General features: G+C 64.6%; 17 protein-coding genes and 1 riboswitch. Of the genes, 9 read left to right on the forward strand and 8 right to left on the reverse strand.

The annotated features are described in order from the left end of the window. Positions 1 to 39: 39 nt before the first annotated feature. From IB272_RS18585 to bioB, 5 genes are read right to left on the reverse strand one after another with little or no spacing between them, the layout of a single operon-like run. Positions 40 to 1,029, reverse strand: coding sequence for a beta-ketoacyl-ACP synthase III (locus tag IB272_RS18585; protein ID WP_192444611.1), 990 nt, complete (start codon positions 1,027 to 1,029; stop codon positions 40 to 42). Beyond that, positions 1,026 to 2,294 (reverse strand): adenosylmethionine--8-amino-7-oxononanoate transaminase, encoded by a 1,269-nt coding sequence (locus IB272_RS18590; RefSeq protein ID WP_192444613.1) that lies wholly within the window; start codon positions 2,292 to 2,294, stop codon positions 1,026 to 1,028. Before IB272_RS18590 ends, IB272_RS18585 begins: the two co-directional genes overlap by 4 nt. Next, entirely contained in the window at positions 2,291 to 2,929 is a 639-nt protein-coding gene (gene bioD / locus IB272_RS18595) for a dethiobiotin synthase (protein ID WP_110818830.1), read from the reverse strand. The genes IB272_RS18590 and bioD overlap by 4 nt, the downstream gene beginning before the upstream one ends. Then, entirely contained in the window at positions 2,926 to 4,071 is a 1,146-nt protein-coding gene (locus IB272_RS18600; protein WP_192444616.1) for an 8-amino-7-oxononanoate synthase, read from the reverse strand. The genes bioD and IB272_RS18600 overlap by 4 nt, the downstream gene beginning before the upstream one ends. Beyond that, positions 4,068 to 5,084 (reverse strand): biotin synthase BioB, encoded by a 1,017-nt coding sequence (gene bioB, locus IB272_RS18605; protein ID WP_060529368.1) that lies wholly within the window; start codon positions 5,082 to 5,084, stop codon positions 4,068 to 4,070. Before bioB ends, IB272_RS18600 begins: the two co-directional genes overlap by 4 nt. Positions 5,085 to 5,509: 425 nt before the next feature. Further along, positions 5,510 to 5,630: riboswitch (TPP riboswitch) on the forward strand. 161 nt (positions 5,631 to 5,791) lie between these two features. Between bioB and thiO the strand changes: the two genes are divergently transcribed. The 4 genes from thiO to IB272_RS18625 are packed head-to-tail and all read left to right on the forward strand — an operon-like array spanning position 5,792 to position 8,336. Further along, complete coding sequence (thiO, locus tag IB272_RS18610; RefSeq protein WP_089042877.1) at positions 5,792 to 6,763, forward strand: glycine oxidase ThiO; 972 nt, start codon at positions 5,792 to 5,794, stop codon at positions 6,761 to 6,763. Beyond that, positions 6,760 to 6,957 (forward strand): sulfur carrier protein ThiS, encoded by a 198-nt coding sequence (gene thiS, locus IB272_RS18615; RefSeq protein ID WP_034798454.1) that lies wholly within the window; start codon positions 6,760 to 6,762, stop codon positions 6,955 to 6,957. Before thiO ends, thiS begins: the two co-directional genes overlap by 4 nt. Before the next feature lie 3 nt (positions 6,958 to 6,960). After that, positions 6,961 to 7,734, forward strand: a complete 774-nt coding sequence (locus tag IB272_RS18620; RefSeq protein ID WP_192444618.1) for a thiazole synthase — start codon at positions 6,961 to 6,963, stop codon at positions 7,732 to 7,734. Then, positions 7,731 to 8,336, forward strand: coding sequence for a thiamine phosphate synthase (locus IB272_RS18625; protein WP_159415750.1), 606 nt, complete (start codon positions 7,731 to 7,733; stop codon positions 8,334 to 8,336). The genes IB272_RS18620 and IB272_RS18625 overlap by 4 nt, the downstream gene beginning before the upstream one ends. 33 nt (positions 8,337 to 8,369) lie before the next feature. Here IB272_RS18625 and IB272_RS18630 read toward each other — a convergent pair whose 3' ends face one another. Next, complete coding sequence (locus IB272_RS18630) at positions 8,370 to 10,055, reverse strand: amidohydrolase family protein (RefSeq protein WP_192444620.1); 1,686 nt, start codon at positions 10,053 to 10,055, stop codon at positions 8,370 to 8,372. Between the two features lie 287 nt (positions 10,056 to 10,342). Then, positions 10,343 to 12,016: an amidohydrolase family protein gene (locus IB272_RS18635; RefSeq protein WP_060583948.1), complete on the reverse strand. Its 1,674-nt coding sequence runs from the start codon at positions 12,014 to 12,016 to the stop codon at positions 10,343 to 10,345. A 171-nt stretch (positions 12,017 to 12,187) separates the two neighbouring features. Here IB272_RS18635 and IB272_RS18640 point away from each other — a divergent pair, with 171 nt between their 5' ends. From IB272_RS18640 to IB272_RS18650, 3 genes are all read left to right on the forward strand, one after another. After that, complete coding sequence (locus IB272_RS18640) at positions 12,188 to 16,303, forward strand: adenylate/guanylate cyclase domain-containing protein (RefSeq protein ID WP_192444622.1); 4,116 nt, start codon at positions 12,188 to 12,190, stop codon at positions 16,301 to 16,303. Further along, positions 16,300 to 17,859 (forward strand): radical SAM protein, encoded by a 1,560-nt coding sequence (locus IB272_RS18645; protein WP_090296481.1) that lies wholly within the window; start codon positions 16,300 to 16,302, stop codon positions 17,857 to 17,859. Before IB272_RS18640 ends, IB272_RS18645 begins: the two co-directional genes overlap by 4 nt. A gap of 169 nt (positions 17,860 to 18,028) precedes the next feature. Continuing rightward, complete coding sequence (locus IB272_RS18650; protein WP_192444624.1) at positions 18,029 to 19,090, forward strand: GH25 family lysozyme; 1,062 nt, start codon at positions 18,029 to 18,031, stop codon at positions 19,088 to 19,090. A gap of 43 nt (positions 19,091 to 19,133) precedes the next feature. On the opposite strand, the gene IB272_RS18655 is transcribed toward IB272_RS18650, so the two are convergent. Continuing rightward, the gene (locus IB272_RS18655; protein WP_192444626.1) at positions 19,134 to 20,612 is read right to left on the reverse strand and encodes a patatin-like phospholipase family protein; all 1,479 of its coding nucleotides are present in this window, start codon (positions 20,610 to 20,612) and stop codon (positions 19,134 to 19,136) included. 225 nt (positions 20,613 to 20,837) lie between these two features. Between IB272_RS18655 and IB272_RS18660 the strand changes: the two genes are divergently transcribed. Both IB272_RS18660 and IB272_RS18665 read left to right on the forward strand, forming a co-directional pair. Next, entirely contained in the window at positions 20,838 to 21,512 is a 675-nt protein-coding gene (locus IB272_RS18660) for a response regulator transcription factor (RefSeq protein WP_192444628.1), read from the forward strand. After that, a complete protein-coding gene (locus IB272_RS18665; protein ID WP_192444630.1) occupies positions 21,509 to 22,879 on the forward strand; it encodes a HAMP domain-containing sensor histidine kinase in 1,371 nt (456 codons plus the stop codon). The genes IB272_RS18660 and IB272_RS18665 overlap by 4 nt, the downstream gene beginning before the upstream one ends. The last annotated feature ends 88 nt before the right edge of the window (positions 22,880 to 22,967 follow it).

The following is a 22,967-nucleotide window of genomic DNA, read 5'->3' on the forward strand; positions in this document are numbered from 1 at the left end:
CGCCCCAGGTTACGCGGCGTGGCTGCCGTCGACACGTCATCAGATCGCGAGCACTGCCGCCCCTCCCGCAAGCCCCGCGCCGGCCGCCGTCAGCAACAGCTTTTCGCCGGAGACGAAGGGTTTTTCTCGGTGCGCCAGCGATAGCGACAGCGGGATGGTCGCGGCCGACGAATTGCCGTAGTCCGAGATCGTGCGCACCGTTTTCGACGGCGCGATGCCGAGACGATCGCAGACGGCGTCGAAAATGCGGGCATTGGCCTGATGCGGCACGAAGCGGCTGATGTCCGAGGCCACGCAGCCGGCGGCGTCCATGGCGTTCACGGCACAGGCCGTCATCATCTCCACCGCCTGCGCGAACATCTCGCGCCCGTCGCGCATTGTCATCAACAGGTCCTCGGGCCTGGTGTCGGCGGAAAACGGCCTGTTGCCGCCGCCGGCGGCAATCGAGATCAGATCGTAGCGGCTGCCATCGGCGGCAAGGTCAACGCCGACGAGGCCGGTTTGCGGGTCATCGGACGGCGCGACGACGACGGCGCCGGCCGCATCGGCAAAGAGCACGGCGCTCGCCCGCTCGGCCGGATTGATCCTGCGGCTCAAGATGTTGGCCGCCACCACCAGCACCGGCTTTCCCTGAGCCCGCGCGAAACCGTCGGCAAGCGTCAGGGCGTAGAGGAAACCCGAGCAGGCGCCGGCAAGGTCAATCGCACCAGCGTTGGAAAGGCCGAGACGATGGGCGAGCAGGGGTGCTGAAGGCGGCAGCAGGTGATCGGGCGTCGAGGTCGCAAGCAGGACCAGGGCGATATTGGCGGCCGGGGTGCGGGCATCCTCGAGCGCCATTGCGCCCGCCTTTGCTGCAAGCCCCGACAGCGTGTCTTCAGACGCGGCCCAGCGCCGCTCGCGAATGCCGGTGCGGCGCTCGATCCAGCCGGGCTCAAGCCCGAGCGTCGTCTCGATTTCGCCGTTGGCGACACGCCGCTCCGGCACCGCATGGCCGAAACCGACGATCCGGGATGAGCGAACAAGCCTCATAGCTGCCCTGCCCCGAAGAGCGACGCCGCCTCGTCGATCGCGTCATAGGCCCGCCCGAGATCGGCATCGGTGACGCAATAGGGCGGCATCAGGTAGATGACGTTGCCGAGCGGACGGATCAGCAAACCACGCTTGCGGAAAAACGCCCTGAGCTGCGGGCCGACCTCGGCGAGATAGCCGCCGGACGGCACCGTGAGGTCGAGGGCTGTAATGGTGCCGATTTGGCGAACGTCGCCGAAGCGAGGATCATCGGCGAAACGCGCCAGATGTCGACGCTGGCGCGCGACCAAGGTTTCGATACGCGCGCCCACCGGCTCCTGTCTCCAGACGGCGAGATTGGCAAGTGCCGCGGCACAGGCGATCGGGTTGGCCGTGTAGGAACTCGAATGGAAGAAGGTCTTGCGTCGGTCGGCCGAAAGATGCGCCTCGAAGATCTCCGAGGTGCAAAGCGTCGCGGCCAGAGGAAGCGCGCCTCCAGTCAGCCCCTTCGAGGTGCAGAGAATATCGGGCGCGATCCCGGCCTGCTCGCAGGCAAACAGGCAGCCCGTCCGCCCCCAACCGGTCATCACCTCGTCGGCGATCAGCAGGCTGCCATGCCGTTCGGCAATGCGTTTCAGCTCGGACAGCACGGAAGCCGGATAGGTCTTCATGCCACCGGCGCCAAGCAGCAGGGGCTCGATCAACAGGGCGGCAACCTCGCCGGAAGCGCAAGCCTGTTCGAAGGCGTCGAGCGTTGCCTGCTCCCGGCCCGGCTCCGGAAAGGGCAGGCGATCGACGGCGAAGAGCAGCGGCGCGTAGGCGGCATTGAAGACGCCTCTTTCGCCGGCCGACATCGTGCCGATCGTGTCGCCGTGATAGCCATGCTCCAGCACACAGATCCGGCTCCGCGGCTGGCCGCTGTTGTGGAAGAACCCGAGCGCCATCTTCAGCGCGACCTCGACCGCAGTCGAACCGCTATCGGAATAAAACACATGGGCGAGCCCGGGCGGTGCGATCTCGATCAGCCCGCGCGCCAGGTCTTCCGCCGGTCCGTGAGTATATTCGGCGAAGATGATCTGGTCGTAGGTCTCCGTAGCCCTGCGGATCGCCTCCATGATCGTGGGGTGACGGTGGCCGTGGGTGATAACCCACCAAGACGAAATCGCATCGAGGATCGACGTGCCATCTTCGTCGACGAGATAGGCACCCTCGGTGCCGACGATGCGGCGCATCGCCGGTTCGAGGGCATGCTGGGTGAAGGGATACCAGACGGTGGAGCTTTTCATGCCGGCATCCCTCGAAAATCGGCGATGTTGAAATTCTCGGCGAAGGCGTGGCGCAGGCTGTCGGGCGTCAGCGGGTCGAGCCGCGGCAGCCGCCCGAGCCGGCGCACCCCGCCAAGGCGCGCGATGATCGCTTCGCTATCCTCCTGCGCGTCGCCGATGAAGGCGACGCCGAGAACGGGAATGGCGCGGCGGCGCAACGCTTCGAGCGACAAGAGGGTGTGGTTGATCGTGCCGAGCCCGGTGCGAGCGCAGACAACCACCGGGATCTGCCAGCGCGCGAAGACATCGGCAAAGACCGTGTGCTCCGTCAGCGGCACCAGAAGCCCGCCTGCGCCTTCGATCACCAGCGGTCGTTCCACCGCTTGCGGGGAAAGATGCTCCGGGTCGATGGTGACGCCGTCGATCCGTGCTGACAGGTGCGGCGATGCCGGTATTGCGAGCCTGTAGGCTTCGGGCAGGACGCGGTCACACGACAACCGGCCGAGCCGGGCGACGGTCTCGCTGTCGGTTTCTTCGTCGAGCCCTGACTGCACAGGCTTCCAGTAGCAACCGTCGAGCGCATCGGTAAGGGCTGCGGAAAAGATGGTCTTGCCGATGCCGGTATCGGTACCGGTGACCACGATACGGGTTTTCATGGCCGCTCCTTCGCGATCGCGATCTTCAACTGCTGCAGCATCTGCACGATTGCGGCCCGGTCGACGTTGAGGGTGATGGCGATCCGAAGACGCGCGGTGCCTTCCGGCACCGTCGGCGGGCGAATTGCCCTGACATCGTAACCCTCGGCGCGCATACGGGCGGCGATGCGGACCGCTCGGCCGTTATCACCGATCGGGATGGGCAGGATCTGCGAGCCGCTGCCTTCGATGCCGAGCACCTCGGCGAGCGCCCGGTTGGCGAAGGACCTGAGGCCGTCGAATGCGGCGCGGCGTTCCGGCTCGTCGACGAGGGCGGCGAGCGCTTCACGCACCGCGGCCGCGATGAGTGGCGAGGGCGCGGTCGAATAGATGAAATTGCGGGCGCGGTTGACGAGATAATCGCAAAGCACGGCGCTTGCTCCGACCAGTGCGCCGGAAACACCGAGCGCCTTGCCGCAAGTATGCAGCATGACGACGTTCTCCCGGTCCTCCAGCTCAGCGGCGAGACCGCGACCTTCCGGCCCGAAGACGCCGGTCGCGTGCGCCTCGTCGATGACGAGAAAGCCGTCATGCTGCGCGGCAAGCGCTAAGAGGTCGGCGAGCGGCGCCCGATCGCCATCCATCGAATAGAGGCTTTCGACGGCAATCCACGGGCGCCCTGTGCCGCCGGCGCGGCGCCATTGGCCGATGGCATCGGCAAAGGCGTCGATATCGTTGTGCGCTGCCGCAACCGCATCGGCCTTGCTCGCAGCGATGCCTTCATGGGCGCTCGCATGGATCAGGGCATCGTGGACGATGAGGTCGTCGCGCTGCGGCAGCGTCGAAAACAGGGCAGCATTGGCGGCGTAGCCGCTGCCGAAGAAGAGCATTCGTTCCGCGCCGAAGAAGGTGGCCGCTTCCGCCTCAAGCGTCTCGTGTTCTTCGTGATTGCCGCGCAACAGCCGTGAGCCGCCGGAGCCGACCGGCACGCCGCGCGCGATGGCACTCGTTATCGCCGCCTTCAGCCGCGTCGAAGCGGCGAGCGCCAGGTAGTCGTTCGAGGTGAAGTCGAGGCCGCCAGCGGGGGCAAGTGCGCGCCGGCGGCCCTTGCGATCAAGGCCCTCCAGCGTCTTCTCATAGCGCGCAAACAGACCCAGGGTCATTCGGCCGCATCCTGCCTTGCCGCCGGAGCCATCGGCTTCAACCCCAGGCGTCGGAAGAGCGCCGCATCATGGTCCTCGCCGGGATTGTCGGCGGTCAGCAGGGTTTCGCCGACAAAGATCGAATTGGCGCCGGCGAAGAAACCGAGCGCCTGCGTCTCGTCGCTCATGTCGGTCCGGCCGGCCGAAAGCCGGACATGCGATAGCGGCATCAGGATGCGGGCAAGCGCGATGGTGCGGACGAAATCGATCGGATCGACGGGCGCTGCATCGGCCAGCTTCGAGCCCGGGATCGGGATCAGCATGTTGATCGGCACGCTTTCGGGCGGCACCGGCAGATTGGCGAGCGTCACCAGCATGGAGATCCGGTCGTCGGCGGTTTCGCCCATGCCGAGAATGCCACCGGCGCAGACCTTGATGCCGGCATCGCGGACATTCGCGAGCGTCTCCAGCCGGTCGGCAAAGCTGCGGGTGGTGATGATCTCGCCGTAGAAGCGTTCGGAGGTATCGACATTGTGGTTGTAGTAGTCGAGCCCGGCCTCGGCGAGCCGTGCGGACTGGTCCGGCGTCAGCATCCCGAGCGTCATGCAGGTTTCCATGCCAAGCGCCCGCACACCGCCGATCATGGCGACGATCGCGTCCATGTCGCGGTCCTTCGGGCTGCGCCAGGCGGCCCCCATGCAATAGCGCGTCGCACCGCCGTCGCGCGCCTGTCGCGCCTCGGCAAGCACACGCTCGACCTCCATCAGCTTCGATGCCTTGAGCCCGGTCGGATAGTGGGCGGACTGGCTGCAATAGCCGCAATCCTCGGCGCAGCCTCCGGTCTTGATCGAGAGCAGCCTGCTCATCTGGATGGTGTTGGGATCGAACTGCGCACGATGGACCGTGTGTGCGCGGTAGAGCAAATCGTTGAACGGCAAATTATAGATTTTTTCAGCTTCCGCTTGGGTCCAGCGGGATTCGCCCGCGTCACCCGGTGTAAAATTAGCGCCAGTTGATAGGGTTCCGTCCAGCATTTCGGCTCGTCCTCCAGGTCATTGCAAACGCGAAATAGATAGAATCTGATATTATCTATAATTTTATCGACCAACAAAGTTCGCAAGCACCCAGATGGAGAGTTTCTGTTAGAACATACCCTTAAGGTTGTATTTTTGACCGTGAGTGAATCTGGAAACCGCCGAGACGGGGCAACAATCACCAATCAATCGGTCGCAGCTCCCATTTCCGAAATCGGGCGTACCGCACCCGAGAAACAAGGACGCGGCTCGGCTTCTCCGGTGTTTTTCGACCCGCTCCACCCGGTTGCCCTACCTCCTTTCATCACGCCGCCAACGCTTCCGCTTTCTCGTCGCAAAATTATAGATAATTTTTTCGGCAGATGAGATCGCATGGCACACGAATGCTGGCTCTTGACAAAAACCGTCCCGAACGGTCAGCTTGGAGCATTCACCAGGGGTGTCCCGCCAAGGGGCTGAGATTCTGCTATGCGGTTTGCGCGGCGCAGTGACCCGTTGAACCTGATCCAGTTCATACTGGCGTAGGGACGGTGCAGACATCGCTGCCGCAAACGTCGCCTTCACGCGACCATTCAACGGCAAGGCGTCCTTCCCCTTCCTTCGCTCGTGAACTGGGTCTCCACAATCGGAGCCTCGGCATGCACACCGCCAACACCATCCCGCTTCCCTCACGACGGCCCGCCCACGCCTCGCGGGAACACTGAGCCATGCGGATCCTCGTCAAAGGTGCCGGCGTCGCAGGGCTCTGTCTGGCGCATGAACTTAGCGCCCGCGGTGTCGCGGTGACGGTTGTCGAGCAAAAGCCAGGCTTTGCCGGCGCGGCCTCCTGGTTTGCCGGCGGCATGCTGGCACCCTGGTGCGAACGCGAAAGCGCCGAAGAGGTGGTGCTGACGAAGGGCATCGGCGCCATTGACTGGTGGGACGACGCCCTGCCAGGCGAGGTTTCCCGAAACGGCACGCTTGTCGTCGCCCCGCCACGGGATGCGGGCGAACTCAAGCGCTTTGCCTCACGCACCTCCGGCTTCGAATGGCTCGACGCCGCCGCGATCGAACGGCTGGAACCGGCGCTTGCCGGACGTTTCCGCGAGGCGCTGTTTTTTCCCGGTGAGGCGCATCTCGACCCGCGCCGGGCGCTGAGCCGGTTGCGGCAGAAGCTTGTCGATCACGGCGTCACCTTCCTCGATGAGACGAGCGACGATGGCCACCACGATCTCGTCGCCGACTGCGCCGGCGCGGCACGCATCGGCGAAAAGCCGGGCCTGCGGGGCGTGCGCGGTGAAATGCTCTACCTGCAGACAAGCGACGTGGAGCTGTCGCGGCCGGTCAGGCTCATTCATCCCCGCATCCCGCTCTACATCGTGCCGCGCGGCGGCGGCCTCTTCATGTGCGGGGCTACGATGATCGAGACGGATGACGGCGGACCGATCACCGCCCGCTCCCTCATGGAACTGCTGAACGCCGCCTATGCGCTGCATCCGGCCTTCGGCGAAGCGCGCCTCGTCGAAACCGGCGCCGGCGTCCGCCCCGCCTTCGCCAACAACCTGCCGCGCGCCCTGCGCACCGGGCAGACCATCACGATCAACGGACTTTACCGCCATGGCTTCCTGCTTTCGCCGGCCCTGGCGGCGGAAGCAGCCGACCTCGCGCTTGCGCAGGACCTGAAGGGAGATGCCGCATGAGACTGACCGTCAATGGCGAGGATCACGACCTCGCCGTCACCACCCTCACCGAGCTTCTGGCCGCCCTTGATTTCGAAGGCGACTGGCTCGCCACCGCCGTCAACGGCGAACTGGTGCACCGGGCCGACCGTTCGGGTCATGCGCTCAGCGACAGGGACCGGATCGAAATTCTCTCGCCGATGAAAGGAGGCTGAGACATGCTGACGCTTTATGGACAGGACCTGCGCTCACGGTTGTTGCTCGGCACCGCCCGCTACCCCTCCCCCGCCGTTCTGGAAGATGCGGTGCGATCGTCAGGCACTGGGGTCGTCACGGTCTCGCTCCGGCGCGAAACCGCCGGAGGCCGCCAGGGCGGCGCCTTCTTCGAACTGATCCGGGCGCTCGGCGTGCACGTGCTGCCGAACACCGCCGGCTGCCACTCGGTGTCAGAGGCGGTGTTGACGGCCAAGATGGCGCGCGAGGTCTTCGGCACCAACTGGCTGAAACTCGAAGTGATCGGCCACCACGATACGCTGCAGCCCGATGTCTTCGGGCTGGTCGAGGCGGCGCGCATCCTCTCGGCCGAAGGGTTCGAAGTCTTTCCCTACACCACGGATGATCTCGTGGTTGCCGAACGGCTCGTGGAAGCCGGCTGCAAGGTGCTGATGCCCTGGTGCGCGCCGATCGGCAGCGCCATGGGGCCGCAGAACATCCAGGCGCTCAGGGCAATGCGGGCCAGCTTTCCCGATGTGCCGCTGATCGTCGATGCCGGCATCGGCCGGCCCTCGCACGCAACGACGGTGATGGAGTTCGGCTTCGATGCCGTCCTGCTCAACACCGCCGTCGCCGGCGCCGCCAAGCCCGCGCTGATGGCCGCTGCGTTCGCGGGCGCGATCGATGCCGGCCGGCAGGCCTTCGAGGCGGGCATGCTCGAACCGCGCGATTTTGCCGTCCCTTCCACCCCCGTCATCGGAAAGGCGGTGTTTGCGTGAAACTTGACCCCTTCTATCTCATCGTCGACAGCACGGATTGGATCGAGCGGCTGGTGCCGCTCGGCGTCAAGCTGGTGCAGCTACGCGTCAAGGATCGTACGGAAGCGGAGATCCGCCGCGAGATCCGCGCGGCCAAGGCCGTTTGCGACGAGCAGGGCTGCCAGCTCATCGTCAACGACTACTGGCAACTGGCGATCGCGGAAGGCTGCGACTTCGTCCATCTCGGCCAGGAGGACCTGGCGGAGGCCGACCTTACTGCAATCCGCGCCGCCGGCCTGAAGCTCGGACTCAGCACCCATGACGAGACGGAACTGGAGACAGCACTTGCTGCCAAGCCCGACTATGTCGCGCTCGGACCGGTTTACCCGACCATTCTCAAGGCTATGAAGTGGGCGCCGCAGGGACTGCCGCGCCTTGCCGCCTGGCGGAACCGTGTCGGGTTGCTGCCGCTGGTCGCCATCGGCGGCCTCAACGTCGAGCGGATCGCCGGCGTCTTCGAGCACGGCGCCGACATCGCCGCCGTCGTTACCGACATCACCCGCAACGCCGACCCGGAAGGCCGGACGCGCGAATGGATCGCCAGAACCGCACCGTGGCGATAGGCACGTGCCGGACCGCGGGTAGCAGTTTCGCGGTCAGGCGATCTCCAGCTGCGAGAGCCAGGAGGCGTCCAGGCCACGCTTGCGACAATAGGTGGCGAGCCGCTGGCGGGTCGGCCCCGGCCGGTCGAGGCCGAGGTAACGGGAGGCGTTCTTCCAGAAGATGTTCTGCTGGTCCTCCTCGCTGACATTGGCCTCCTTCAGTTGCTGGGCGATCCGCGGGACGTAGGCGTTGTAGTCCTTCTCCAGCGCCATCATCGACCAGTCGGTGCCGAACATCAGATGGCGCGCATCGGGATCGTAGTCCCGCAGCCATTTGTCGAGCAGCGCGCGGATTTTTTCGTGCAGCCCGGGCGTGTTGTCGGTGACGAGCTCGCTCAGGTAGCTCAGGTCGGCAAACAGGTTCGGCCGGCGCCCGTGGCCGATCGTCTTGCCAATGATGTCCTCCCAGGTCGGCGGACCGGAGAATTTGTCCTGGGCGCAGGACACCATGACCCCCGTCGGTGCGCCTGGGCGAATGACTTCATCGAAAGCGCCGAAATGCGCCAGATTGATCCGCAAGTCATTGTAACGGTTGGTGTCGAGCAGCTTCTTCCAGTAGGCGGGGCTCGCCATATTGCCATAGCCGCAGCCGGCGCCGATGCTGTTTTCCGCATGCGCCATGATCGGCACGCTGTTGTCGCGGCACCAGTCGTAGAGCCGCTTCAGCGCCGCATCGATCTTCGGATCCGCATTGCCCCATGCCTTGAAGCCCATCGGCGGGTAGATCTTCACGCCGATGAAGCCCTTTTCCATGATCGCGTAGCGGACGTTTTCCAGCGACGAGCCACGCTTCTGCGCCTCCCGGTGCGGATCGAAGCCGACGAAGCTGTGCATGTGGATGCCGTGCCGCTTGATCACCAGCTGCTGGATCTCGTCCATCACGTCGATCTGGTCGTGCTGCGGCGATGCCCTGCCGCCGATCGACTTCTCGAAATCGAGGATGCTCGGCGTGATCATGGAAAACCGGCATTTCGACGCGAAGATCCGGGCATAGGTTTCCGCCAGGTTTTCGCGGTAGTCCTGCATGAGGCGCACGAAGGAAAGGTAGTTGCCGATCTGGTCGTGGGCCTTGGCGGCCGACGCCAGGGCATCGACATCCGTCTCCTCCACGCTGCCGGAGCGCCGCTGCAAGCCCTGGGGCAGGCCGGGGGTGCCGCCGATCTGTTCCAGCAGGCCTTGATAATCCGGCGTTTCGGCGCCGCTTCGTGCGGTCAACGATGCGCGCTGCTCGCCGGCTAGCGCGACCAGTTGCTTGACGGCGATGCGCAACTGCTCGTCCTTCTGCCGCTCGAACTCGGCGTCGGAGGGGCGCGGCACCCGCTTCTTGAGAATAGCGTCCTCAGCCTTGGCCTTGGGCGCGACGTCGCCAAGGGCCGTCACGAGGAAGACCACCAGGGCGTTTTCCAGACGCTTCGACTGCAGCGGATCGGCGGAGAGTTTTGCTTCCGGCAGTTTCTCCCGCAACGCCACATAGCGCACCAGCCCTTCCACGGGCACATCGGCCGCGTTGAAGAAATGGCAGTGAACGTCGACGATCGGGTAGGGAAGCTCGCAGGCCGCGGCCGGTGGCCAGTCGTGTCGACACCCGGAAAGCACATTCGCCATCACGCCTGCCGAGAACAGCCGCAAGACATTGCGGCGTGTCACGGCGGCGACCGGATCAGCCCAGTCGTCCCCCATCGTCCCCTCCTGTTGCGAGACCCCCTCGAACAATCGGGCAAACATTACTCCGTTCTCAAGCGGCGTGGAACAGATATTTACTTGCCGTTACTGGAAACCGGCAGCTAAAAACGGATCTCTTTCGTTTCGGAAGCCCCGGGGTTTACTCTAAGATCCTGAATGAAATTCGCGTGGCTGGCGGCGCGGGCAACTATGCATTCCAATACTATCTGTCGGAACTCTGAGAGACTGGTCCTCCGCCACAGACCGGCGGCAAACGGTCGGCTGGATGCAACTCACAATCGAGCTCAGGCGATCGCGAGTGCCGAAAGCCAGTCCGTGCCCAGTTCGTATTCTTTGCAATAGGCGGTGATCCGGTCGCGCGTGGGGCCCGGACGGTCCAGACCGAGGAAGCGGGAAGCGTTACGCCAGAGAATATTCTGCCGGTGGTCATCGCTGACACCGACCTGGGCGAGCCCGTCGACCATCCGCGGCACGTAGTTGTTGTAGTTCCTCTCTCGCGACATCATCGACCAGTCGGTGCCGAACATCAGGTGACGGGCGTCGGGATCATAGGCGCGAAGCCACGCGTTCAGCCGCTTCCTGATATCATAGTGCAAGCCAGTACTTGTGGTACTGACCAGTTCGCTCAGGTAACTCAGATCCGCATAGAGATTTAGCCGACGATCATCATGAATCGTCTCTCCGATGATCTGTTCCCAGCTTGGTGGTCCAGAGAACTTGTCTTGTATGCAGTTGACCAGCACGCCTGTATCTTCACCCTGGCGCCGGTTCTCGTCAAAACCGCCAAAATGCGCCAGATTCATCCTCAGATTTTTGTAGCGGTCAAACTTGAGTAGCTTTCGCCAATGTTGCGGGCTTGCGAGGTTGCCGTTGCCACACCGCGCGCCAAGGCTGTTTTCCGCGTGTGCCATGATCGGTACGTCGTTTTCACAGCACCACTTGTAGAGCCTCTTCAGAGCCGCATCGATCCCCGACCTGGTATTGCCAATCGCCATGAACCCCATCGGCGGGTAGAGTTTGACCCCGATGAACCCCTTGCACATGATTGCATCCTTGACATTCTTCAGAGAGGAGCCGGGGTCACACGCCTCCCGAAGCGGATCGAAGCTGACGAAGCTGTGCATGTGGACGCCATGTTCCTTGGCCACGACCTGCTGCATCTCATGCATGACGTTGATCTGGTCGCGTTGCGGCGAAGCCTTTCCCGGGATCCATTTGTCGAAATCCAGAATGCTCGGGGTGATCAGCGACAGCGCGCTGCATTGGGATCTGTAAATCCGCAGATAACTTTCCGCGAGATCTTTCCGGTAGTCCTGCATTAACTGCACGAACCTGACATAGACGCCGATAATGTCGTGGTTCTTGGCGGCTTCGACGATCGCATCGATATCCTCGCCGCTCGCGCCGCCCAAACCCTTTTGAAAGTTGCGTGGCAGGTTGGCGTGGTCCGCAAGCTCGCTCAAAAGGAGTTCGAAATCAGACCGATCAGCAGTGCTAGGTTGCAAGAATTCGCTTGCCGAACGTTCCCCGTTGGCAAGTTCAATGAGGACCTCCATAGCCTTGTACAACTGCTCGTCCCGGCGCCGCGCGAGTTCAGCCTCTGAGAAACGGCGCGCACGCTTGCGAAGAACAGCGAGCTCGTCCTTCGCTTCCGGCGCGACATCCGCGAGCGCAACCACGAGGACGACGGCCAAGCCCCTTATCAGCTTCGATGTTTTCTTGTCCGGCGCGCCTTCCCGTAGCGCCAAATAGCGCACTACGCCCGCAACTGGCACGTCGGCAGCGTTGAAGAAGTGGCAATGAACGTCGATAATGGGATAGGGCAACTCACACTTTCCAGGCGGCGGCCAGTCGTGTCGACACCCGGAAAGCACATTCGCCATCACGCCTGCCGAGAACAGCCGCAAGACATTGCGGCGCGTCACGGCGGCGACCGGACCAGCCCAGTCGTCCCCCATCATCCCCTCCTGTTGCGAGACCCCCTCGAACAATCGGGCAAACATTACTCCGTTCGCAAGCGGCGTGGAATAGATATCTACTTGCCCGTTACTGGCACCTGCAGGTCAACACGGGCGGCCTTTAAGTGGGAAAGGAGGCATGTTACTCTAAAATCTTGGGGAGAATTTTGCGTGGTAGGTGGCGCCGGCAAGAATGAATTCCAACGTTACCTGTCGGGAGCCCTGGTTCGATGGTCTGCCCCGGCGGCGACGGATTCGGCTGGCCCGGCGCGCGAGGACTTTCCCGGCGCCTTGCTGTTCGCCGACATCTCCGGTTTTACCCGCCTGACCGCCAAATGGTCCGAAAGCGACCGCGCCGCCGGCGCCGAACGGGTGAGCCGGCTGCTCAACGGCTACATGGGGCCGCTCGTCCGGCATATCGAGGAACATGGTGGCACCGTGTTGAGCTTTGCCGGCGACAGCCTGCTTGCCGGCTGGCAGGCCGCCACCGACAGCGAGCTGGAGCAGGCCGCCTGGCGCAGCTGCTATTGTGCCGGCCGCATCCGTGAAGAGATCGGCGGCCCGGGCGGGCCGGAGGACGCGCTGCAGCTGCGCATCGCCGTCGGCGTCGGCACCATCACCCTGCTGCACCTCGTTCCCCGCATCGACCAGCGCTGGCTGATCGTTGGCGGCGACTGCCTGGCGCAGGCGGACCATTGCGGCCTTTTGAGCGATGCCGGCGAAATTCTCGTCTCCGACGCCGTGTGGCAGCTGATCGGCAAGCGGGCAACCGGCCGGCCCGGCCGGGAGGGCACCGCCCGCCTCGAACGCATCGATCCCTATTCGACCGCAACCGGGCAGCCCCACCCCCTTTCGGGCTTCGCCAGCAAGCGGCTTGAAGCCTACCTGCCGCTTTCGCTGCGCGGTCGGCTTCTATCGCCGCTTTCAGAGTGGCTGGCGGACCTGAGAACCATTACGGCCCTGTTCGTGCATATCGTTTGCCCGGACCTCGAGAAAGATCTCGACCGGCTGAACCAGCTCGTTGCACGGTCGATCGCCGTTGTCGGCCGCACCGGCGGAGAAATCCTCCACACAGCCCTTCACGCAAACAGTCTTGAGATCTTCGCGGTCTTCGGCCTGCCCGGCCCCAAACATGCCGACAATGCGCGCCGCGCGATCGTTGCGGCGCTGCGTCTTTCAGGCGAGCTCGACGATCCCGATGTCGGCCTTTCGGCCGGCATCTCCACCGGCGAAAGCTTCTGCGGCGCGCTCGGCGCCAGCCACCGCGCGGACTACACGGTGGTCGGCGCCGCCGTGAACATGGCCGCGCGCCTGGCAAGCGTTGCCGCCGGGCGCATCCTTGTCGACCAGGCGACGGCAAAGGAGACGGCCAGCCAGATCGCCTTCTCCGGACCGTGGTCGCTGGCCATACCGGGCGTGCGCGGCGGCGTGTCTGCCTTCGCGCCGATTGCCGAGACGGTCGCAACGATCGACACCAAGTCACCGGCACTCCTCAACCGTGCGGCCGAAATGACGGCCCTTTCCGCCTATCTCGAAAGCGCGCGCAGGGGGCAGTCCGGCATCATGATCGTCAAGGGCGATTCCGGCGTCGGGAAGTCGGCCCTTCTGCGCGCCTTCGTCGAGCGCTGTCGCGACCGCGGCAACCGCGTGCTCGTCGGCAATGCCGACGACATCGAAAGCGACGTCCCCTATTTCGCCTGGCGCGGGGTTATCCGCGACCTGCTCGGTATCAGCGATCTGCGCGGCGCCGAGGCCACGGACCAGGTGGCGCTCTTCTTTGCGGAAAGACCGGAGCTTGCTTCCCTCGCGCCGCTGCTCAACGATGCCATCAACCTCACTTTGCCGGATACGCCGGAGACCCGGGCCATGTCCGGCGACGGGCGCTCCCATCGGCTGCGCGAGCTGCTGAGCGAGCTCATGGCCGACAGTCTCGCCGGGGGACAGGGCTTCGTCGTGCTCGAAGATGTGCACTGGCTCGACGAGGCGTCCGGCCAGCTGCTCGGGCGGCTGGTTTCAGGGGCGGCACCCGTGCCGGTGGTCGTATCGACCCGGACGACCCGCACACAGGAAGACCTGACCCGGTGGACCGGCCTGCACCACAACGGCGCCCAGACGCTCGATCTTTTGCCGCTCGACTTCGAGGGTACGATCGCGCTCGTTCGCGCATCAATCGGCAGCAACTCGCCCGCCGACGGCTTCGGCGAGGCGGTCTATGCGCAGTCGGCCGGAAACCCGCTGCTGATTTGCGAAATCTGCCGGATGATCGGCGAGCGCCGGCTGCCCAAGGCGGCCGAGCCTGCCGCAGCCGTCTCGCTGCTCTCCGAGCCCCGCTCGAACGATGCGACCCTGCTCAACACCGCCAAGGTTACCGTGATTGCCCGGACCGACCAGCTTCCGGCAGAGCTGCAGGTTCTCCTGAAGATCGCAAGCGCCATGGGCGCGACCTTCTCGCTTGCCGAGCTTGGCGCGCTGCCGCCGATCAGGAAGACGTCACTGGACATCGAGGCGAGCATCGAGCGGCTGCAGGCGGCGCATCTGATCAAGCCCGCCGACGACCGCCCGGGCCGGTTCATGTTCAGCCATGCCGTCATCCGCCAGGCGATCTACGAAAGCCTGCTGTCGGAACAGCGCCATGAAGCGCATCGCGCGATCGCCAAGGCGATGGAGGAAGGCGGGCAGCCGGACAATGCGGAAAACCTGCCGCGCGTGCTCAGCCACTGGGAGCGCGCAGGCGACGCCGCGCAGGCCTTCAACTATCTGGACCGCGTTGCCGAACTGCGGCTGCGCCAGTTCGACAACGCCGCCGTCGTCGATCTGATCGAGCGCTTCTTCAAGACAGCGCGCGACCTTTCGATCACCATTCTACCGGCAAGACGGGCGGCCGCCTGCTTCCTGCTCGGCGAAGCCAGCCTCAATCTTGGCCGCGCCGAAGCGGCCCGCCATGCCTATGAGGAAGGACTGCGGCTTTCCGGCCTACCGCTGCCGCGCACCTCTGCCGGCCTCGCGCTGCATCTCGTACTCGATCTCGCCGAACAGGTGTGGCGCCGCACCATCCACCGCGACGCGGACTGGATCCTGAAGCGCGAAATCTCGCGATCGCCGTCCGATCCCTTCCTGCTTGCGGCGAAGGCGCATGAGGACCTGACGCGGATCTATTACTTCACCAGCGAGAAGCTGCGGCTGATCCATGCGACGCTGAGGGCGACGAACCTTGCCGAAAGAAACAAATACGTCTCCCCGACGACCGCCGCCAATTATGCCAGCCTCGGCGCCATATGCGGCGTGATCCCGCTGCACAGCCAGGCCGAACACTACAGTCGGCTGGCGGCAGCACTTTCCGAACGCGTCGACCAGTTGGGAACGCGCGTGCGGGTCGACTTACTGTCGGGCATGTACCAGATCGGCATCGGTCATTGGCACGCGGGCAAGCGGGCGTTCGAGGCCGGCCTGAACAATGCGGCGACGGTCGGCGACCTGAGGCGCTGGTGCGAAGTGGCGGTCGGGCTGGAGACGATTTCCGGCCCTTGGCTTTTGACCTCCGCCTTCGAGGGCATCGCGCCCTGGGAGATCCTCGTGCAGCGGATCTGCGAGGAAGGGCGCCGGCGCGGGGACATGCAGGTGCTCGGCTGCGGCCTGCTCGGCCGTCTCAGGGGCCACGCAGCACTTGGCCGCTGGAACGCGATCGACACCGACCTCGACGAACTCGAACAGATCCTTCGCGAAAAGGGTGACGGGCTGGAACTCGTCCATTCGATCGAAGGCGCATCGCTTCTGAGCGAGGCCGCCCGGCGCCGGGGCAACAGCACGGAGGCCGCAAGCTGGCTCGAGCGCGCGCTTTCCTGGTGCGAGACGCTCAACCCGGCGATGAAGACGCGAACGCTACCGGCGCTCGCCCGTCTCTTCGATGTCGCCAGCGACCCTGACGGAGGCGACCTGCTGGCCGCACAGCTCGTCCTTAGAAAACTCGAGCGCTTTGCGCGGGTTTACCCGATCGGCCGACCGGTGGCAGCGCTCGGCGAAGCGACCCTACATCTGCGCCGCGGCCAGCAACGCCGCGCCGAACGGGTCACCCAGTATGCCCTCGCGGAGGCGATCCGGCTGGAGATGCCGGCCGTCGCGCTTGCCGCCCTGCAGCATGCCGCCGGACCGAGAGACGCCGAAGCGCGCCAGGCGTTCGAGACGATGTTTTCGCTGCGCCGGGCCACGTGGTGCGAGGTTCTTCCGCTTGGTCAAACCGACCAGGCGCCGCATGTCCAGTTTGCCAGATCTCAGGGGAGCCGCGCATGAACCGTCCCAGTCCTCCCCGCATCCTGATCGTGCTAGCCCATTTCGACGAAACCCGGAACCCCAGGGGCCGCCCCGACTTCATCCCCCAGGGAACCGGCCACCTGTTCCTGGCGGGCGCCTTTGCCCGCGACCGCGTGGACCTTCGCGCCTACAGCGAATTCCATGACGGACCGCTCGTCGACGAGGCAGCCTTTGCCGACCTCGACATGCTGGTGTTGACGGGCGTGACCGCAGCCTTCGACCGGATGCAGCACCTGACGGCCTATGCCCGCACCAAGTCACCCGGTTGCGTCGTCGTCGCCGGCGGGCCGGTCGTGCGCAATCTGCCGGTTTCGAGCGCCGAAACCTTCGACTACGCCTGCGACGGTGACGTCGAGGAGATGCAGGCGGTCATCAGGGAGGTGTTTGGCGAATGGGCCGTCTCCGAGACGATCCTGCCGCGCTTCGACCTTGCCAATTGGCGCGGTCCGGTCAGCTACATCGAGACGAGCCGCTACTGCAATTTCAAGTGTAGCTTCTGTGCGCTAACCGCCGAAGGCAGACGCTATCACAGCTACGACCCCGCCTATATCGAGGCGCAGCTGCGCAACGCCCCGCCGAAGAAATACGTGCTGTTCATCGACAACAACTTCTACGGCAACAGCAAGGACGTCTTCTATGACAAGCTCGAAGTGATCCGATCGCTGTGGCGGGAGGGGCTGTTTCAGGGCTGGATTGCGCTCGTCACCGGCGACTTCTTCCGCGATCCCGCCAATCTGGAAGCCGTGCGGGCGGCCGGCTGTCTCGGCCTTTTCAGCGGCGTCGAAACGCTGAACGAAGCGCAACTGAAACGCTACCAGAAAAAGCAGAACCTGGTGGTGCCGCAACTGGAGGCGATCCAGACCTGCCTCAACGCCGGCGTCGCCTTCCAGTATGGCTTGATGTTCGATCCGTCGTCGCAGACGATCGAGGCTATGCAGGAGGAGCTCGCCTTCATCACCGGCGAAACCACGATGCCTCTGCCGGCGTTCCTGAGCCTGACGATCCCGCTGCTCGGCACGCCGCTCTTCGACGAGTGCGTCGCCGACGAACGCTTCCTGCCCTCGGCCAAGCTGCGCGACATGGATGGCTTCACCCTGATGACCCGTCCGCTCGATGGTCTTGAGGACGTGGCCCTCTTTGCCCGCAAGTTGTCGCGCCTCGACGGCAACCGCGCCCGTATCCTGCGCCATTGCCTGGGGTTCTACCGCAACTACCGCCACTCGCTTTCCGGGCGGCAGATGATCCACCTGCTGGCCAACAGCCTGCGCCTCGCGCTTCCTTCGGTCCTGCATCGCCACGGCCTGCCGACGCGCTCGGGAAGCGACGAAAATCTCACCTATGTGACGACGACACAGCCGCTCGGCCCGCTCTACACACCAGCCTTCCGGGTCGGCGAGGGTTTCCGTTCGCATTTTGCGCCGACGATGATCACCGACGCGTCCGGCGCGCTCGACGACACCATCGCCCGCAACCTCGAATTCCGCACCAGCCGCCGGCAACGGACAGGCACCGGCATCGAACATTCGTCCAGCTGACAGCGCCACCACGCCTGCGTCAAAGTGCCCGGCCCGATGCAACCTCCAGTGCGTGAAATTGGGTTCGCTTGGTAAGATTGGATTCAAACTTTTTGGGTAAGTTTCCGTTAGCTATTTCACACCTGTCGGCCGGCGATCGCCGTCGACCTTGTTTTGCGTACGGGTGCCCATGCGTCTTTCAGCTGCGACCGCAATCCTTTTTGCTGGCCTCATTTCGGGCTGCTCCTCCAGTTCGAGCCTGGACACCATCGCGCCGCCCTCGCGCGAAACGACGAGTTCGGTCGCAATGTCGGCCGCACCGGTGCCCGCCGCCAATGTCGGCGCGCGGGTCGCGCAGATGACGCCGCCGCAGAACGTTCAATCAGCACCGCCCCAAGAAATGCTCGCCTGGGCCGGACCGGTCCCGGAGCCGGAAGCCTTTGCACCCGCGTCAAACACCACGACGACGCTCGCCGCGCCTGTTCCGGACGCGCGGCCGGTCGCTTTCGTCGCGCCGGAAAATCCGGTGACCCAGGCGATGCCACAGGGCCGCTCGCGCATCTACGGTCATCGTTTCCGTGACGCCAAGCCGATCAACTTCGGCCGCGCCAAAAATCCGCGCAAGATGGCCGTGCATGGCGTCGACGTCTCGCGCTGGCAGGCTGACATCGACTGGGCTCGGCTGCGTACACAAGGGGCGAACTTCGCCTTCATCAAGGCGACCGATGGCGGCGACCACCTCGATCCGATGTTCAAGAAGAACTGGCGCGCTGCCAAGGCGGCCGGCATCCGTCGCGGCGCCTATCACTTCTTCTACTGGTGCCGCACGGCCGGCGAACAGGCCGACTGGTTCATCCGCAACGTTCCGCGTGAACCGGGCGCGCTGCCGCCTGTCATCGACGTCGAGTATAATGGCGAATCGAGCTGCAAGCGTCGCCTGTCGCCCGAGCGCGTGCGCGAAAAGATGCAGGTGTTCATGGACAAGCTCGAGGCCCATTACGGCCAGCGTCCTATCATCTACACGGCGCCGGACTTCTACGCCGACAACCTGCAGGGCGCTTTCAAGAACTATCCGTTCTGGCTGCGTGCCGTCGCCCAGCACCCGTCGATCGTCTACCCGAACCGCAAGTGGCTGTTCTGGCAGTATTCCGGTTCTGGCCTTTCTCAAGGGGTCGATGGCAAGATCGACCTCAACGTCTTCCACGGCAGCGAGGACCAGTGGCACGACTGGCTGGAGGCACGGGCGAACTGAGCCGGCAGGCTCTCGCTAACCTGCCTTCTCAGTTTGCAACCTCTCAATCCGCGCGGGCCAGCTTCGGCCCGCCATGGTTGACGCGGTCGAGGAACCGCCGATAGCCGGCATGGTCGCGCAACAGGCGCCGGCCGAGATCCGCAAGAAAATCGACGTCCTTTTCGTTGAGGCTCAGCCGATTGTGCAGCCCGAGGATCCGCCGCGCCAGCACCGGGTCGGATACATCCGACAGCGCCAGCCGGATGATATCGACATCGAGATCGCCGCAGCCCCGCTTGGCGCCGCTGCTGCCGCACCGCCAAGTCACGAAGCTTTCCCGCCAGGCCGGCAGATGATCGCGCAGCGCATCGAAGCTCTGAAGATTGGGAATATTGATCATCGCGTCGATGGCGGCGACGATCGCATCGGGAGCCTTGGGGCTGTCGACTGTCTTCGAGATGTCCCCGCCGATCCGCGTGGAGGCATCGACGACGATGACAACCAAATGCCTGAGACGGAAGGCGCGCTCCGCTGGGATGGGTTCCGGAGCACCCCGGCCCATCAGGTGCAGCAGGCTTTGCGTTCCGACGCCATCGACCAGGCCGCCATCGTAGAGTTTCAGATAGTTGAGATCCCTTGCCGTTTCATAGCGCCTGAGGGAGCCAGCGTATTCGCGCGCAACGAGCGAGCCCGGCGCGCGAACCCCTGTCTTCTGTGTTTTCGCTTCCGGCAACGCCTCGCAACCGCTTCGGAAGTTCTGCAAGGTCAGCGGCGCGAAAACGACCGGGACGGCGGCCGAGGCCGCAACCGCATAGGCGAGCGGATAGTCGTCGTAGCTGCTGCAGATGGCGGTGAACGAGGCACGGTCGAAGATGAACGGTGCGCGGTTATAGAGATCGGTCGCGTGGATCACCAGGCGCGGATGGCCGGAGCGCGAGATGTTGCCGAGCGTTGCGCCGTTAAACAGGTTGGCGTCGAGCCAGGCCGGAAAACCGGAGAGATCGTTCACCCCGCCGCGATAGCCGCGCAGGATATTGGGCGGTGAAAACGACGTCCTGAGCGAGGCCTCGACATCGCGTCCGAGAAACCGCTTGCGGAAATCCTCAAGGCCCGCGCGGCCGTTCAAGGCAAAATAGGAGGCGAGCACAGCACCTCCGGAGACGCCGGCAACAACCGCGACATCCTCGGCAAGCCGGCGCCCTCGCCCGCCCGGGGACGGCGCCTCGGCCAACGCCGACAGGACGCCGTAGCCGAAGGCAGCGGAGCGGGCGCCGCCACCGGAAAAGGCAAGGATGATGCCGATGTCGCTCACATCAAACGTCGACTGCGCAAGCGGCACGGCACCCGTCGTCAGTTCAAGTCGTCTGTTGGTGGGCATCACGTCCGGGCCGGCGCAGCCGGCGGTGGCAAAAGCGAGCGCCAAGGTACCGTGACGCAGGAAACGACCTGCGCGCGCAAGTGCAACCGGATGCGCTGCACGCCAGCCAGCCGGCCTTTCCCTGCGTTGTCTGAGTGTAGGCGACGTCCGTTTGCTGAATGTCATGCGCCGTGATCCGGGTTGGCTTTGCCCGCGAACCCCGTTCTTGAGGTTTCACTGCTGCACAGCCTAAGGATCAAGATTGAGACAGCATGTCATGCAGGGCGCCCGCAACGAATGATTGTGCGGCGACAAAGATCGGGATTACCTTGCGGCGGGATGACAGGTTCCCTCAATGAAGCGGCACTAGGATCGCGCGCGTAGGCACGTTGCACGGGGTAAAGCGCATTCATGCGGGTCTTGCTGGTCGAAGATGAGAAGGAGCTCGCGGGGGCGCTTATGGCCGCGTTGAGCCATCACCGGATGATCGCCGATCATGCGCGCGATCTCGCTGAGGCCGCGCTGATCCTCAACGACGCCGTCTATGACGTGGTCGTGCTCGATCGCAAGCTGCCCGATGGCGACGGGCTCTCGCTCATCCCAGTGATACGGGCGCGCGGCAACACCGTGCCGGTGCTGATGCTGACGGCGCTCGACGACCTCGCCGACCGGGTGGCGGGGCTCGATGGCGGCGCCGACGACTATATTGGCAAGCCCTTCGCCTTCGAGGAACTGCTGGCGCGGCTGCGCGCGCTTGCCCGTCGCCCGGTTCCGGTGCAATCCGATGTCGTCACCGTCGGTCGGCTCTCCTTCGATCTCGCCCATTGCGAGGCGAGCGTGGCCGGCACGCCGCTGAAGATGCCGCGGCGCGAGCTTCTGGTGCTTGAAACGCTGACCCGTCGCATGGGACGCATGGTGCTGCGTGCCGCCCTGATGGAGGCCGTGTTCGGGCTCGACGACGAGATCCAGTCCAATGCGCTCGACACCCATATCTCGCGCGTGCGCCGCAAGCTGACGGACGCAGACGCGGGCGTGACCATCAACGGCATCCGCGGCGTCGGCTATCTTCTCAGAGAAGACCAATGAGCGGCCGCGCTTCCCATTCCTTCAAATGGCGGCTCGTCGGCTGGCTCGTGCTGTTCGAAACGGTAGCGACCCTTGTCGTCATCGCCATTGCGGTCGGCCTGCTCTGGGTGACCGGCTATCTCATCGACGGCTACGAGAACGGCAATGTTGACGTCTTGAAGGACGCGATCACCCGCAAAGCCGATGGCGGGCTCGAACTTCAGGAAACGCCGGAGCTGCAGCGGCTGCGCCAACAGGCGGGAAAGATCTGGTTCATCGTTCGCGACAGACAAGGGCACAGCCTCTCGGACGGCACGGTGCCGGAAGAATTCGCCTTTGCGGTCGCCGGGCTCGAGCGCATGAACGACGCCCGCTTCCGGCTTTCGCCCGACAAGAATGCCCGTCCGGAAGCGGTCGTCAAATGGCTCGAGTCGCCGGCCGGCATGGTCCAGATCTTCAGCGGCACGGAGGGACAATTGACGCTCGGCCGCCTGCTGCTCAGCACCACCGGCGCCTTCCTCAGCATCTTCGTGCCGATGCTGCTACTGCTCGCCTTTGCGACCGTGGTCGTCACCCCGATCGTCGTTCGAAGGATGCTCTCGGGCCTGTCGCACGCGGCCTCGCATGCCGCCCACATCGAATATGACCAGCGAGGCATCCAGATGCCGGTGACGGGTGTTCCCAATGAGTTTCTGCCGCTGGTGACGGCCGTCAACGATGCGCTGACAAGGCTCGATGACGGCTATACGAGACACAAGCGCTTCCTGGCCCAGGCGGCGCATGAGTTGCGCACGCCGGTCGCCATTCTCGGCGCTCGCATCGCCTCGCTGCCGCCGGGACCGGACAAGACCCGCCTCAACGAGGACGTGACGCGCCTTTCCATTCTGGCGGGCCAGCTTCTCGATCTCGAACGTCTCGACGCCCAGAGGGATGATTTCAGGCCCATCGATCTCGCAGCGCTTGCCGAGCGGGTGATCGTCGCGCTCGCGCCACTTGGCTTCGGGGCAGGTTACGAGATGACATTCGAGGCCGATCAACGCCCTGTCATGGTGGCGGGAGACGAGGCGTCGCTGGAGCGAGCGCTCACCAATCTCGTGCAGAACGCCATCGACCACGGCGGAAGGCGCGGCACAATCACGGTCAAGGTCGATCCTCAGGGCGTGATCGATGTCTGCGACGACGGCGACGGCATTCCGCGCAGCGAAACCGACCGGATCTTCGAGCCGTTTCAGCGGCTTCGCAAGGACGGCAAGGGCGCGGGCCTCGGCCTCAACCTCGTGCAGAAGATCGTGCACCTGCATGGCGGCTACGTCGACGTCTCCCGCTCGGCGTCCGGCGGCGCCTGCATGCGGATCGTGTTGCCGCTGGCGGCAGCCGTAACAGCTTGAGAAGAACAAGCCCCGGAACCGGCGCTGTCGGTCTTGCCCCGTAAATCGGCTAGGACATGGGGGAAGACGACATGCGGTTCCGGGGCTC

The sequence above is a fragment of the Ensifer sp. ENS08 genome (genome assembly GCF_014852195.1).
GTDB classification, from domain to species: Bacteria; Pseudomonadota; Alphaproteobacteria; order Rhizobiales; family Rhizobiaceae; genus Ensifer; species Ensifer adhaerens.

Bases quoted from the DNA above. Each gene is read 5' to 3' on its own strand.
- IB272_RS18635 (WP_060583948.1), bottom strand. From the start codon at position 12,016: ATGGGGGACGACTGGGCTGGTCCGGTCGCCGCCGTGACGCGCCGCAAT.
- IB272_RS18645 (WP_090296481.1), top strand. From the start codon at position 16,300: ATGAACCGTCCCAGTCCTCCCCGCATCCTGATCGTGCTAGCCCATTTC.
- IB272_RS18650 (WP_192444624.1), top strand. From the start codon at position 18,029: ATGCGTCTTTCAGCTGCGACCGCAATCCTTTTTGCTGGCCTCATTTCG.
- IB272_RS18590 (WP_192444613.1), bottom strand. From the start codon at position 2,294: ATGAAAAGCTCCACCGTCTGGTATCCCTTCACCCAGCATGCCCTCGAA.
- thiO (WP_089042877.1), top strand. From the start codon at position 5,792: ATGCGGATCCTCGTCAAAGGTGCCGGCGTCGCAGGGCTCTGTCTGGCG.
- IB272_RS18600 (WP_192444616.1), bottom strand. From the start codon at position 4,071: ATGACCCTGGGTCTGTTTGCGCGCTATGAGAAGACGCTGGAGGGCCTT.
- IB272_RS18620 (WP_192444618.1), top strand. From the start codon at position 6,961: ATGCTGACGCTTTATGGACAGGACCTGCGCTCACGGTTGTTGCTCGGC.
- IB272_RS18665 (WP_192444630.1), top strand. From the start codon at position 21,509: ATGAGCGGCCGCGCTTCCCATTCCTTCAAATGGCGGCTCGTCGGCTGG.
- IB272_RS18660 (WP_192444628.1), top strand. From the start codon at position 20,838: ATGCGGGTCTTGCTGGTCGAAGATGAGAAGGAGCTCGCGGGGGCGCTT.
- bioB (WP_060529368.1), bottom strand. From the start codon at position 5,084: ATGCTGGACGGAACCCTATCAACTGGCGCTAATTTTACACCGGGTGAC.
- IB272_RS18655 (WP_192444626.1), bottom strand. From the start codon at position 20,612: ATGACATTCAGCAAACGGACGTCGCCTACACTCAGACAACGCAGGGAA.
- IB272_RS18585 (WP_192444611.1), bottom strand. From the start codon at position 1,029: ATGAGGCTTGTTCGCTCATCCCGGATCGTCGGTTTCGGCCATGCGGTG.
- thiS (WP_034798454.1), top strand. From the start codon at position 6,760: ATGAGACTGACCGTCAATGGCGAGGATCACGACCTCGCCGTCACCACC.
- bioD (WP_110818830.1), bottom strand. From the start codon at position 2,929: ATGAAAACCCGTATCGTGGTCACCGGTACCGATACCGGCATCGGCAAG.
- IB272_RS18630 (WP_192444620.1), bottom strand. From the start codon at position 10,055: ATGGGGGACGACTGGGCTGATCCGGTCGCCGCCGTGACACGCCGCAAT.